The sequence below is a fragment of the Streptomyces sp. NPDC058198 genome, from assembly GCF_042882605.1.
Lineage (GTDB): Bacteria > Actinomycetota > Actinomycetes > Streptomycetales > Streptomycetaceae > Streptomyces.
Genome location: NZ_JBHVVP010000006.1, coordinates 239,967 through 253,055 on the forward strand (window position 1 = coordinate 239,967; position 13,089 = coordinate 253,055).

Sequence of the window (13,089 nt, forward strand, 5' to 3'; positions counted from 1 at the left end):
GTCACGCGGGCTCGCCCCGCGGAAGCTGTCAGGCGCTGGACCGCTGAGTGACCGCGATACAGACCAGCACGGCCACGGCCGCCACCGGAGCGGCCGGCGTGAGGTGCTCGCCCAGCAGGAGCACGGACCAGACGAGGGTCAGCACCGGCTGGGCGAGCTGGAGCTGACTCGCCCTGGCGATACCGATGGACGCCATGCCGCGGTACCAGACGTACAGGCCGAAGAAGGTCGAGCCCGCCGCGACCCACAGGAGCCCGATCATCCCGTGGGCCGTCAGGCGCACCGGTTCGAAGGGCAGGGCCAGCGCCGCGCCCGCCACCGAGAGCGGCAGGCACCCGATCAGCGCCCAGCCGATCACCTGCCAGCCGGGCATCACCCGGGCCAGCCTGCCGCCCTCCGTATAGCCCGCCGCGCACACCAGCAGCGCGCCGAAGAGATACAGATCGCCGGCGGAGAGCGCCCCGCCGCTCTGCTGCACCGCGAAACCGATCACCACGGCCGCGCCGGCGAGCGCGGCGCACCAGAAGGTACGGGAGGGCCGGCGGCCCGTACGGACGGCGGCGAACGCGGCCGTGGTGAGCGGCAGCAGCCCGACCACCACGGCCGCGTGCGAGGTGGTGGAGGTCTCCAGAGCCAGCGTCGTCAGCAGCGGGAAGCCCACCACGACCCCGCCGCCCACCACCGCGAGCGCGCCCCAGTGCCGGCGGTCGGGGACCGGGACGCGCAGCGTCAGCAGAAAGCACCCCGCGATGAGCGCGGCGAGCCCGCTCCGTACGGCGACCAGGGACCAGGGGCCGAAGCTCTCCAGGCCCCACACGGTGGAGGGGAAGGTGAGCGAGAAGGCGACGACGCCCAGCGAGGCGAGCAGGGTGCCGCCGCCGGCGCCGCTGACCGCTATCGCAGGGGTGGGAGTAGCGCTATCCTGTACTGTCATGCATGAGCGTAGCAGTGTGGCAGAGCTGGCGAATTCCCTGAAGAGTGAGCTGCACCGCTACTCACCCGGTGAGAAACTGCCATCGAGCAGGGCGCTGGTCGAGCGCTACCGGGTCTCCCCGGTGACCGTCTCCCGCGCGCTCGCCCGGCTCGCCTCCGAAGGTCTTGTCGTCACCCGCCCCGGCGCGGGAGCCTTCCGCGCCGCCGCCAGGGCCGGGACGCCGCCGCCCGGCGACACCTCCTGGCAGGAGGTCACCCTCAGCGCCGACGCCGCCACCGAGCTCGTACCGCGCGCGGTCGACGCCTCCGGCGTCCTGGTCACCCTCGCCGCCCCGCCGCCCGGCGTCATCGAGTTCAACGGCGGCTATCTGCACCCCTCGCTCCAGCCGGAACAAGCGATGGCCGCCGCCCTGGCACGGGCGGGCCGCCGGCCGGGTGCCTGGGGCCGGCCGCCCACGGAAGGACTCCCCGAACTGCGCGAATGGTTCGCCCGGGGCATCGCCGACACCTGCACGGCCGCGGAAGTCCTGGTCACGGCCGGCGGCCAGAGCGCGCTGACCACCGCGCTGCGGGCGCTCGCGCCGCCCGGTGCGCCCGTCCTCGTCGAATCACCCACCTATCCGGGAATGCTGGCCATCGCCCGCGCCGCCGGACTGCGGCCGGTGCCGGTGCCGGTGGACCCCGACGGCGTACGCCCCGACCTGCTCGCCGCCGCCTTCCGGGCCACCGGAGCCCGGGTCTTCGTCTGTCAGCCGCTCTTCCAGAACCCCACCGGCGCCGTACTGTCCCCGGCCCGCAGGCCCGAGGTGCTGCGGATCGCCCGGGAGGCCGGCGCCTTCGTCGTCGAGGACGACTTCGCGCGGCGGATGGTGCACGCGGACGCGGGCCCGCTGCCCGCACCGCTCGCCGCCGACGACCCGGACGGCGTCGTCGTCCATGTCTGCTCCCTCACCAAGGCCACCTCACCGAGCCTGCGGGTCGGGGTGCTCGCGGCGCGCGGCCCGGTGCTCGAACGGCTGCGCGCCATCCATGTCGTCGACACCTTCTTCGTGCCGCGCCCGCTCCAGGAAGCGGCCCTGGAGCTGGTGGGATCCGCCGCCTGGAACCGCCATCTGCGCTCCGTCTCCACGGAGCTGAAGACCCGCAGGGACACCCTGACCGCCGCGCTGCGCACCGACCTGCCGGAGCTGGCGCTCCCGCACATCCCGTCCGGCGGCTACCACCTCTGGGCCCGTCTCCCGGACGGCACCGACGAACAGGCTGTCGTCTCCGCCGCCCTGCGCGCCGGCGTCGCGGTCGCCCCCGGCCGCCCGTATTTCAGCGCCGAACCGCCGGCCGCCCAGCTGCGGCTGAGCTTCGCGGCGGTGGCGGGCCCGGCCGAGATCACCGAAGGCGTACGGCGGTTGCGTACCGCCTGCGACGAGGCGCTCGGCTGAACACCCGGCGGCTGCTGCGGCCCCGGAACGGCCGGAGCATGCTGAACCGTTTCACCGCCAGGGCCGAGTGCCTCTTGACCCACCGGCCTTCCGGCCCCACGATCACGCCCATGAGTGTTCGGGTCACGTTGGTCGCCGCCGCGCGCAGCTCGGACCTGTTCGACGAGCGCTTCGACGACGACCGCCCCCTCGACCAGGCCGGCTGGCACGAGATGCAGCTCGTCGCCCACGCGCTGATCCCGCTGGCCGCCGCCGATCTCCGCTACTGCTCGCCGACGCTGCGCAGCCGCGCCACCGGCGATGCCCTGGGCTACGCGCCGCTCGTCCAGCCCGCCCTGCGGGACTGCGACATGGGCCGCTGGCGCGGCTTCACCCTCGCCGAGGTGGCGGCCCGCGAACCTGCCGCCCTCGACGCCTGGCTGGCCGACCCGCGCTCGGCCCCGCACGGCGGAGAGCCCCTGCTCGCCTTCATCTCCCGGATAGGTGGCTGGCTGGACACCCGCCCCGCCGAGGACATCGCCGCCATCGTCGCGGTCGCCGAACCGGCCGTCGTACGAGCCGCCCTGATCTACGCGCTGAAGGCCCCGCCCCGCGCCTACTGGTCCGTGGACATCCGCCCCCTCTCCACCGTCACCCTGAGCGGCGCCCCCGGCCGCTGGACCCTCCGCCTGGACGCCAGATCCTGAGCGAGCGCCCGGGAGCGCCGGGGGCTCAGCCTTCGGGGAGGTGTCCTGGGGCGAGGAGTGGTGGGGATGTGGCGGTGTCGGGTGGGGGCGGGAAGCCCGCGACGGTGAGTCTGACGTCTTCCTCGCAGCCGGCCTTTCCGCATTCGCAGGCGAAGGCGAGGGCGGTCGTCCCGGCGTCGTCCGGGGACCACGGGCGGGCGAAGAACGCCTCGTACTGCGAGACCGTGGCCCGGTTGGCGTACCGCAGCAGACGGCCGCGCTCGGTCGCCGTGGCCGCCACCGGGCCCGCCCTCAGCGCGTCGGCGAAGATCTCCTCGACCGCCGCGACCGTCCGCGCCACGCTGCTTCGCCCGTCGAGGACGAGCTTCCTGGCGCCGTACTCCGCCACCTCCGACGCGATCTCCCCGGCCAGCGACCGGTAGAGCGTGTGCGTGCCCGGCGGCAGGCCGAGGTCGCGTTCATGGAGCCGGGCCCGCTGGACCTCGACCGACGGCAGCAGCCATACGGCGCGGCCGCCGGTGCCCGTATCCGCGCCCGCGACCGCGTCGACCACCGCCGGGGTGACCGGGGTGCCCTCCGCGACGGTCAGCGGGGTCGCGGGCAGCATACGGAGATCGTCGACGATCATCCGCCCGCGCTCGTGGTGCAGGGACATGGCGAGCAGCTCCGCCGGGGGAGCGGACCAGCGTTCCTCGCGCGGCAGCGCCTCCCACCGGACCGCACCCGGATGACCGGCGGCGATGGCCCGGTCGCGGTGCTCCCAGGTGTGGGCGTCGGCGTTGTACCAGCGCAGTCCGTGCCGCCGGGCGAGCAGCCGGGCCACGGTCGTCTTGCCGGCGCCGGGCGGGCCGCCGATCCACAGGACATGGGGCAGCGGGGACTCGGGCAGCGGGGACGCGGGCGTCGGTGCGGGGCGCGGCGGCATGCCGGTCATTCTCACGCGTGTGCCACCGTGCCCCGCCATCACGCTTCCGCCATCACGCTTCCGCGAGGGCGGTCCCGCGATCACGCCGTACCGAGCGTCTCCAGGATCTGCTCCCCGTACTTCGCCAGCTTGTTCTCGCCGACGCCGTTCACCGTGCCGAGCTCCGCCAGCGTCGACGGGGCCAGGACCGCGATCTCGCGCAGCGTCGCGTCATGGAAGACGACATACGCGGGCACGCCCTGCTCCTTCGCCGTGGCGCCACGCCAGGCGCGCAGCGTCTCGAACACCGGCACCGCCGCTTCCGGCAGATCGACGGGCGCCGAACGCTGCTTGGCCGTCTTCTCCGCCCGCGCCGGCCTGGCCGCCTGCTCGGGCTCGCGCCGCAGCATGACCGGACGCCGCCCGCCCAGCACCTCGCCGCTGTCGTCCGTGAGGACCAGCGTCCCGTAGTCGCCCTCGACGGCGATCAGGCCCTGAGCCAGCAGTTGCCGTGCCACGCTGCGCCACTCCGCCTCGCGCAGCTCCGTACCGATACCGAACACGCTGAGCGCGTCATGGTCGAACTGGATGACCTTGGCCGTCTTCTTGCCCAGCAGGATGTCGGTGATCTGCCCCGCCCCGAACTTCTGGTTGCGCTCGCGCTTCAGCCTGACCACGGTCGACAGCAGCTTCTGCGCGGGGACCGTGCCGTCCCAGGACTCCGCGGGTGTCAGACACGTATCGCAGTTGCCGCACGCGGTGCTGTCCTGGCCGAAGTACGCGAGCAGCCGGACGCGACGGCACTCGACCGTCTCGCACAGCGCGAGCATCGCGTCGACATGCGCGCTCAGCCGCCGCCGGTGCGCGTCGTCGCCCTCCGAGGTCTCGATCATCTTCCGCTGCTGTACGACGTCCTGCAGTCCGTACGCCAGCCAGGCCGTGGACGGCTGCCCGTCACGCCCGGCGCGCCCGGTCTCCTGGTAGTACCCCTCGACGGACTTCGGCAGATCCAGATGGGCGACGAACCGCACGTCGGGCTTGTCGATGCCCATCCCGAACGCGATCGTCGCGACCATGACCATCCCGTCCTCCCGCAGGAAGCGCGCCTGGTGGTCGGCCCTCATCCGGGCGTCGAGCCCCGCGTGGTACGGGAGCGCGTCGACCCCGTTCTTCACGAGGAATTCGGCGGTCTTCTCCACGGAGGCGCGGGAGAGGCAGTAGACGATGCCCGCGTCGCCGGGATGCTCGGCGCGCAGCAGCTGCAGCAGCTGCCGCTTGGGGTCGTTCTTCGGCGCGATGCGGTACTGGATGTTGGGCCGGTCGAAGCTCGCCACGAAGTGCCGGGCGTCCTGGAGCTTGAGCCGGGAGGCGATCTCCGTGTGCGTGGCCTCGGTGGCCGTCGCGGTCAGCGCGATACGCGGCACATCGGGCCAGCGCTCGTGCAGCGCGGACAGGGCCAGGTAGTCCGGCCGGAAGTCGTGGCCCCACTGGGCCACGCAGTGCGCCTCGTCGATGGCGAAGAGGGAGACCGTGCCGCGCTCCAGCAGCCGTACCGTCGACTCGACGCGCAGCCGCTCCGGCGCCAGATAGAGCAGATCCAGCTCACCCGCGAGGAACTCGGCCTCCACCAGGCGCCGTTCGTCCAGATCCTGCGTGGAGTTGAGGAACCCGGCGCGCACGCCGAGCGCCCGCAGCGCGTCGACCTGGTCCTGCATGAGCGCGATCAGCGGCGATACGACGACCCCGACGCCCTTCCGTACCAGCGCGGGGATCTGGTAGCAGAGCGACTTGCCCCCGCCGGTCGGCATGAGTACCAGGGCATCGCCACCGGCGACCACATGATCGATGATCTCCTGCTGGCTCCCGCGGAAGGAGTCGTATCCGAAGACGCGGTGCAGCACGCGCTGCGCCTCACTCGCCTCGGGACGGCCCTCGGGATGGCTCTCGGGAGGTGTCTCCGGGCGGGTGTCTTGATCGGAAGCGCTCATCCGGCGATTCTACGAGGCTCCCGCCGCCCCGATCCGTTCGATCCGGAATGCGGAACCCGCGGGCGCCGGAACCCGCGCCGCACCGCGCCGCCGCGACTCGGGCTCTCAGGCGTGCTGCGGCATCTCGTCCTTCAGCGCGGACCTGAGCTGCTGCCGAAGCTCCGGGCTGTCCGTGTGCCCGTGCATGGACACGGCATGTTCACTGGCGGCCTGGACGACTTCGTCCTCCTCACCGGATATGGCAAGGGTGCAATTCGTTTCACTGGGAAAATCCCGGCAGTCGGCTGTTTTGCGCATGATGCACCTCCTCATACCAGTGTCAACCCGTATGTCTGCTCGGCGCCATACGGAGAACCCGGAGTCCGGACCGCTACCCGGAGTCCGGACCGCTACCCGGAGTCCGGACCGCTACCCGCAGTCCGGACCGCTACCCGCAGTCCGGACCGCTACCCGCAGTCCGGACCGCTACCCGTAGTACTTCGGAGCTATGGCGAAGGTGCACTCCCCGGGGGGACGCCGACCACACGACGTGATTCATACCTTCGGTACCGGAAACCCCGCACACCTCCGGTACGGAAGGACCACCCTCCATGGTGTCCCGCCCGCACGACAGCCGCCTTCGCCGCACCCTGCTCGCCACGCTCGTCACCGCCTCGGTGGCCGTACCGGTGTCGGGCGCTGCCCGCCCGGCCGCTGTCCCGGCGCCCGCCCCCGCCGTGCTCGCCCCGCTGCGGGCCACGACCCCCGCCGCCCTCGACGAGCGGTACGCCGCCCGCCGCGACGGCATCCGGGCGGCCGAGCGGATGGCGGCGGGCCACGGCGACCGGAGGCGGGCCGCCGTGCTGCGCGCCATGGCGGACCCGGCACGCCACTTCCTGGCCTTCGACGGCCGCGACGGCGGCCGCACCGCCGAGGTCTTCGGTGACCTGTCGCAGGCCGAGCGGATCGCCGTGCTGGTGCCGGGCTCGGACACCGGCCTCGACCGGTACGAGCGGTTCAGGACCGGCGCCAGGGCGCTCCAGCAGGCGCTGGGCGGCGGGGCCGCCGTCGTCGCCTGGCTCGGTTACCCGACACCGGGCACGGTGAGCCCCGAGGTGCTGACGCCCGCGCTCGCCGACGATGCGGCCCCTCGACTCCGCACGTTCGTACGTGAGTTGAGTGCGGCCAAGCCCGCTGCCCGGACCTCGCTGCTCTGCCACTCCTACGGCTCGGTCGTCTGCGCCCGGGCCGCCCCGGGCCTGCGGGTCGCCGACATCGTCCTGTACGGCAGCCCCGGCACCGGTGTCGACCACGTCGGCCGGTTTCACACCCGGGCCACCGTCTGGGCGGGCCGGGGCGCCGACGACTGGATCGCGGACGTGCCGCATGTGCGGCTCCAACTGCCCTTCGCCACGCTCGGGTTCGGGGCCGACCCGGTGTCGAAGGGGTTCGGTGCCCGCGTCTTCGACGCGGGCGCAGGCGGCCACAGCGACTACCTGAAGCCCGGTTCCGTATCCCTGCGGAACATCGCCCTGATCGTCTTCGGAGAGACAGGTTCCGAGGAGGGCCGTCATGCGTGAGCTCGTCCGGCGGATCGAGTCCGCCACCCCGCCCGACCGGGACCGTGCCGTCGACGCCCTGCGCGCCTTTGCCATCCTCGGCGTGGTGCTCGGTCACTGGCTGGTGACCGCCCTGGTCGCGGACAGCGGCACGGTGCGCGCGGCGAGCCCGCTCCAGTACCTGCCCCAACTGGCCTTCATATCGTGGGTGTTACAGACCCTCGCCGTCTTCTTCCTGGTGGGCGGGCACATGGGCGCCAAGAGTTACGCGTCGGCCCGCGCCCGGGGTACGACGTACGGGCAGTGGCTCGGCGCCAGGATGGCCCGGCTGTTCAGGCCGGTCGCCGCGGTGCTGGTGGTGTGGACCGTGACGGCGGGCGCGATGCTGGCGTCGGGGGCCGGCTTCGAGACCGTACACACCCTCGGCAAGCTGGTCCTCTCGCCGCTCTGGTTCCTGCTGGTCTTCGCGGCGCTGACGGCGGCGACCCCGCTGGTCACGAGGGTGCACCCGCTGTGGGCGCTCGCGGTGGTCCTGCACGTGGACCTGTTCCGGTTCGGCCTCGGCGGCCCCTCCTGGCTCGGCTGGATCAATGTGGCGGCCGGCTGGCTGGTGCCGTACTGCCTGGGCGCGGTCTGGGCCCGGGGCGGCCTGCCGGGCCGAACCGCCGGATGGGCGCTGCTGCTGGGCGGCGCGGCCGCCACCGCCGGGCTGGTCCTGTGGGCCGGCTACCCCGCCGCCATGGTCGGGGTGCCCGGCGCCGGGATCTCCAACCTCAACCCGCCCACCCTCGCGGCGGTCACCTTCGGCCTCGCCCAGTGCGGAGCGGCCCTGCTGCTGCTCGGCCCGCTGCGGCGGGTGCTCGCGCGGCCCGCCGCCTGGGCGGCGGTGGCACTGGTCAACCTCTCCGCGATGACCATTTTCCTCTGGCACCAGACCGCGATGATGGCGGTCACCGCGACCGGCCTGCTCGCGGGCGAGGCTCTGCCAGGACTGCACACCGTGCCCGACTCCGTGGGCTGGGTGCTCGGCCGGCTGGCCTGGCTGCCCGTCTTCGCCGTGGCGCTGTTGATCTGCTGGGCCGCGTTCCGTACGTACGAACAGGGGCGGCCGCGAAAGAACGGCCGGATCGTGCGCGAGGGACGTCCTGCCCTGGAGACGGCGGTGCGGCGTGCCTAAGGTGCAGCGTGTGAAGGGGCACGGTGTGGTGAAGCGGCTGGTGGAGGTCGCGCGGGTGGTGCCGCGCACCCTGCGCGAGGACCTGTGGACGGCGGCTGCCGATCCGCTGCCGCGCGTGGGGCGGCCGCGCTGGCTGGACTGGCTGCCGGCGTTCGTGGTGCCGCTGGTGCTGTGCGCGGCGTTCCTGGTCGTCGCCAACGCGGATCAGTACGTGGGTGACTTCGGGTTGGACGTACGGGTCGCCCTGCTGCTTGCCGGGATCCAGTCGGCGGCGGTCGTCGTCGCACTGTTCCGCCCGATCCTGGCCTGGTGGGCGTCGACGGTCGTGCTGGCCGTGATCGCGCTGTCCGTGGACGCGGACGCCGCCGTCGGCACGGTGTTCCCCTGGACCGGCGGTGAACTCGCCGTGCTGGCCTGGGTCCTGTTCCTGGTCGCGCTGCGGGCCCGCCCCCGGGTCGCGGCCGAGGTGCTGGTGATCAGCGTGCTGACGGGCCAGGTCTGCGGCGCGCTCGTCGCAGGCCCCCGCGTCGCCGGCCCCCTCTTCTCCGGCCCTCTCTTCTCCGGCCGCGACAACGGTGCCTACCTGGCCATCGCGGTCCTCGCGATCACCGTGGTGGTCGGCGCCTCACTGCGCGGCGTCCAGGTGGCCCGTACGAAACTGGTCGTACAGGAAGAGATCACCACCGAGGAGCGGGCCCGGCGCACTCTCCTGGAGGAGCGCAACCGGATCGCCCGCGAGCTGCACGACGTGGTCGCCCACCACATGTCGGTGATCTCCATCCAGGCGCAGGTCGCCCCGCACCTGGTCGAGAATCCGTCCGAGGAGCTGAAGGAGAACCTCGCGGGCATACGGGAGAACGCCGTCGAGGCGCTCACCGAACTGCGCCGGGTGCTCGGCGTCCTGCGCTCGGAGGACGCCATGGCGGAGGGCGCTCGGCACGCCCCGCAGCCCACCCTCGGCCGGCTGGACGAGCTGGTCGGCAATGTGCGCGGGGCGGGACTCAGGGTCACCACCGAGATCGCCGGGGAGCCGCACGCGCTGCCGCCGGGCCTCGATCTCTCGGCGTTCCGTATCGTTCAGGAGGCGCTCAGCAACGCGATGCGGCACGCGCCGGGAGCGGAGGTGCGGGTGGAGATCGGCTACCACGCGTCCGGGGTCACGGTCCGGGTCACCAACACCGCGCCGGACCGCCCCGCCGCGCCCTCGCCGGGCGCCGGCCACGGTCTGCTCGGCATGCGCGAGCGCACTGCGATGCTGGGGGGCGAGCTGGCTACCGGGGCCACACGGGACGGCGGCTACGAGGTGACCGCGATGCTGCCCACGAAGCCCTTTGCCGTGCCAGATGTGCCCGCCGCCCCTGCCGCTTCTGTTGAGGACACCCCATGACGACCATCCGCGTGCTGATCGCCGACGACCAGATGATGGTCCGCCAGGGCTTTACGGTGCTGCTCAACGCCGAACCGGGCATCGAGGTCGTCGGCCAGGCCGTGGACGGCCTCGACGCCCTCGCCAAGGTCGCCGAACTCGCCCCCGACGTCGTCCTGATGGACATACGGATGCCCGAACTCGGCGGTATCGAGGCGACGCGCCGCATCACCCAACCGCCCGGCGCCACCGTCAAGGTCCTCGTCCTGACCACCTTCGATCTCGACGAGTACGTGTACGAGGCGCTGCGCGCGGGCGCGTCCGGGTTTCTGCTGAAGGACGCCTCGGCCGCCGAACTCGCCCAGGCGGTACGGGTGGTGGCGGCCGGCGACGCCCTGCTCGCCCCGAACATCACCAAGCGCCTCATTGCCGAGTTCTCCCGTATGACCGGAGCCCCCCGGCCGCCGCTCAAGGACCGTGTCGGCGACCTGACGGAACGCGAGACCGAGGTCCTCTCACTGATCGCGCAGGGCCTGTCGAACGCGGAGATCGCCGTGCGTCTGGTGGTGGCGGAACAGACCGTGAAGACCCATGTGAGCCGGATCCTGGTGAAGCTGGGCCTCCGCGACCGCACCCAGGTCGCGGTCTTCGCCTACGAATCGGGCCTGGTCCGCCCGGCCGGCTACTGAGCCCGGCCGGCGACTGAGCCCGGCCGGTTACTGAAACGTCCGGAAGGCGTCGAGCGCGGGGCGGGACTTCTGGACACGGGACTTCTGGGACACGCACGGGCCACCACCGGTGGGCATGAAGGTGGCCCGTACGATGCGCTCGCCGACCGGATTCATGGTTTCGGCCTTGGCATCGAGCGCGTTGACCGAGTAGACCAGGGTCCTCGACAGGTCCCTGGTCGCCGCGAGGAGGGTGCTGTAGCCCGGCCGGGATCCTGACTTGAGCCAGAGAATCTGTCCGTCGCCCGCGTCGAAGCACTGCAGTCCCGCGCTCATCTCGGCGCCCTCGACATCCGGCAGGGTGAACATCTCCCTCTCCAGGAGTGGTTGAGGGACGAGCTCTCCCTTGAACAGCGCGAAGAGGAACTTCTCCAGGTCGGCGGTGGTGGAGATCATGTCACCCGCCGCCCATCGGTCCGACATGTTCCACTCCGTCGCGTCCACGACCCTGCCGTCCGCCAGTTTCTGGTAGCCCCGATTGTGCGGGCCGTGGATGCGCGGGTCGGGGCCGCCGGGGAACGACGTGTCCCGCATGCCGGCCGGCCGGAAGATACGCGCCTGCGCCTGGTGCTCGTAAGAGTCGCCGGTGATCTTCTCGATCAGCAGGCCGAGGACGGTGTAGTCGATATTCGCATAACGCTGCTTCTTGCCCGGGCCCTCGCCCGGTCCCCGGTAGGGGCCCTTGGCGACGGACGCCGCGACAACGTCCTCGGGGGTCAGGGTCGCGAAGCGGTTCTCGTACCCCTCGGCGTTCTCCGGGCCGAGGGAAGCACCCGGCTGGAGCCCACTGGTGAACGTGAGCAACTGCCGTACGGTGATCGGTTCGAAGGCGTCCGACAACAGATCCGGCAGATACCTCTGGACGGTGCCGTCGAGATCTACTCTTCGCTCCGCGGCGAGTTGCAGCACGATGGCCGAGGTGACCACTTTGGTGGTGGATCCCGCCCGGAAGCGAGCCCCTTCGACAGCCTTGCGGTCTCCCCCCAGATGGTGCACCCCCGCGCTTCCGCGCCAGCTTCCGTGGCCGCCGACGCGTACGAGGGCCGCGGTCGCGTTCGTGTCGGGGAGCCCGAGAAGGGCTGCCTGCAAAGCCTCCCGGTCCGGGCCGTGCGACGGACTCACTGCCACCTGGGCGGCTGCCACCCGGGCGCCGGGTTCTGCGGCCACGGCGGGCGCCGCGGCCGACGTGCCCACACCGAGGCCCAGCGCGAGCGCGGCGGCCAGGGCGGTATGTGTGCGGATCCTCAAGAGATACTCCGTGGTGTGAACCGGCTTGTCCGTACGGAGTTCCGTACGCGGTTCATCCTGCCGAGCGCACCGACGCCCCGGATCATCGCAAAGGACGGCGCCGACCCCGGTGAGTCCCCGGCCAACTGGGCTGCTCGAACGGCGAGTTGTCAGGGTTGCCCCCTAGGGTCGCCCTCTGGGGTCGCCCCGCCGGCCGTGCTTACGCCGCGGGCCGCACGGGCGCCAACGCGGGCTTGCGCCAGACGAAGACCTCGGTGCTCGGCTGACGTTCGGAGAACCGGCCCGCAGGGGAGACCTCCCGGAGCAGCCGGCCGAGGTCTGCCTCGAAGTCGTCGCGACGCCCGCCGAACAGGTGCGGTGCGGAGAACGACGTCGAGAACACCCATGCGACGACATCCGCGCAAGAACGTTCCAGAGCCTGCCCGCCGGGCACGGCATGCCGCTCAAAACCGACGAACCCGGCGCGAGCGAGCACGGCGGCCTCACCACCGGGTGTGCCGTGGAGCAGCACCCCACGGCCGGCCCGGCGGACCGGTCCGAGGTACCGCTCGGTCAGCTCCTTGATGGCCGCGTAGGGCACCGCCGGATACGGGAGACCCTCGACGGACAGGGTCTCCGTTTGCAGATCCGAGATGTGTACGAAGGCCCCGCCGGGCCCGAGCATGCCCTTCACGGTCGCCGCCACCGCGTCACGGTCCATCCAGTGGAAGGACTGGCCGAAGGTCGCGACGGTGAACGTCCCGAGGTCCGCGGGCAGGTCCTCGGCTCGGGCCCGGACCCAGCGGGTTCTGCCGGATACGCCTGCCTCGGTGGCCCGGCGCTCGGCCTCGGCGATCATCCCGGTGTCCGCGTCCACGCCGACGATGTCGCCGAACAAGTGCGTCAGGCTCAGCGCCAGGGTGCCCGGTCCGCACCCCACGTCGAGCAGGCGTCCCCGGCCGTCGAGCGGGAGAGCCTCGGCCAGTACGTCCGGAAGGCCCGGAGCGTACGGAAGCCTCCCGCGCCGGTAGTAGCGGGCCGAACCCAGAAACAGCGTTTCGTCCCACTCCCAGCCCTCGGGCATGCCGACTTCCGCTCCTTCTTCC

Annotated in this window: 12 protein-coding genes; 6 read left to right on the forward strand and 6 right to left on the reverse strand. The window is 72.3% G+C overall.

All coding sequences use genetic code 11. From position 1 onward, the window contains the following. Positions 1-28: 28 nt before the first annotated feature. Positions 29-934: a DMT family transporter gene (locus ACFVWW_RS22255; protein WP_384330049.1), complete on the reverse strand. Its 906-nt coding sequence runs from the start codon at positions 932-934 to the stop codon at positions 29-31. On the opposite strand from ACFVWW_RS22255, the gene ACFVWW_RS22260 reads away from it, so the two are divergent. Together ACFVWW_RS22260 and ACFVWW_RS22265 are read left to right on the forward strand one after the other, a co-directional pair. Beyond that, positions 933-2,369 (forward strand): PLP-dependent aminotransferase family protein, encoded by a 1,437-nt coding sequence (locus ACFVWW_RS22260; RefSeq protein ID WP_386878735.1) that lies wholly within the window; start codon positions 933-935, stop codon positions 2,367-2,369. The two genes, ACFVWW_RS22255 and ACFVWW_RS22260, sit on opposite strands and share 2 nt — an antisense overlap. Positions 2,370-2,479: 110 nt before the next feature. Then, a complete protein-coding gene (locus ACFVWW_RS22265; protein ID WP_386878736.1) occupies positions 2,480-3,055 on the forward strand; it encodes a histidine phosphatase family protein in 576 nt (191 codons plus the stop codon). A 25-nt stretch (positions 3,056-3,080) separates the two neighbouring features. Here ACFVWW_RS22265 and ACFVWW_RS22270 read toward each other — a convergent pair whose 3' ends face one another. The 3 genes from ACFVWW_RS22270 to ACFVWW_RS22280 all read right to left on the reverse strand — a co-directional run bounded on the left by ACFVWW_RS22270 (position 3,081) and on the right by ACFVWW_RS22280 (position 6,244). After that, on the reverse strand, positions 3,081-3,980 hold the full coding sequence (locus tag ACFVWW_RS22270; protein WP_386878737.1) for a hypothetical protein: 900 nt from the start codon (positions 3,978-3,980) through the stop codon (positions 3,081-3,083). 80 nt (positions 3,981-4,060) lie between these two features. Continuing rightward, positions 4,061-5,947, reverse strand: coding sequence for a DNA helicase RecQ (gene recQ, locus ACFVWW_RS22275; protein WP_386878738.1), 1,887 nt, complete (start codon positions 5,945-5,947; stop codon positions 4,061-4,063). Between the two features lie 105 nt (positions 5,948-6,052). Beyond that, a complete protein-coding gene (locus ACFVWW_RS22280; protein ID WP_384185441.1) occupies positions 6,053-6,244 on the reverse strand; it encodes a DUF1059 domain-containing protein in 192 nt (63 codons plus the stop codon). 293 nt (positions 6,245-6,537) lie between these two features. Here ACFVWW_RS22280 and ACFVWW_RS22285 point away from each other — a divergent pair, with 293 nt between their 5' ends. From ACFVWW_RS22285 to ACFVWW_RS22300, 4 genes are read left to right on the forward strand one after another with little or no spacing between them, the layout of a single operon-like run. Continuing rightward, positions 6,538-7,506: an alpha/beta hydrolase gene (locus ACFVWW_RS22285; protein ID WP_386878739.1), complete on the forward strand. Its 969-nt coding sequence runs from the start codon at positions 6,538-6,540 to the stop codon at positions 7,504-7,506. Then, complete coding sequence (locus ACFVWW_RS22290) at positions 7,499-8,662, forward strand: acyltransferase (RefSeq protein ID WP_384330061.1); 1,164 nt, start codon at positions 7,499-7,501, stop codon at positions 8,660-8,662. The genes ACFVWW_RS22285 and ACFVWW_RS22290 overlap by 8 nt, the downstream gene beginning before the upstream one ends. A gap of 10 nt (positions 8,663-8,672) precedes the next feature. Next, entirely contained in the window at positions 8,673-10,049 is a 1,377-nt protein-coding gene (locus tag ACFVWW_RS22295; RefSeq protein WP_386878740.1) for a sensor histidine kinase, read from the forward strand. Then, positions 10,046-10,717, forward strand: coding sequence for a response regulator (locus ACFVWW_RS22300; protein ID WP_384330067.1), 672 nt, complete (start codon positions 10,046-10,048; stop codon positions 10,715-10,717). Before ACFVWW_RS22295 ends, ACFVWW_RS22300 begins: the two co-directional genes overlap by 4 nt. A gap of 27 nt (positions 10,718-10,744) precedes the next feature. On the opposite strand, the gene ACFVWW_RS22305 is transcribed toward ACFVWW_RS22300, so the two are convergent. Then, a complete protein-coding gene (locus ACFVWW_RS22305) occupies positions 10,745-12,004 on the reverse strand; it encodes a serine hydrolase domain-containing protein (RefSeq protein ID WP_386878741.1) in 1,260 nt (419 codons plus the stop codon). Between the two features lie 199 nt (positions 12,005-12,203). Further along, a complete protein-coding gene (locus tag ACFVWW_RS22310; protein ID WP_386878742.1) occupies positions 12,204-13,067 on the reverse strand; it encodes a class I SAM-dependent methyltransferase in 864 nt (287 codons plus the stop codon). Between the last annotated feature and the right edge of the window lie 22 nt (positions 13,068-13,089).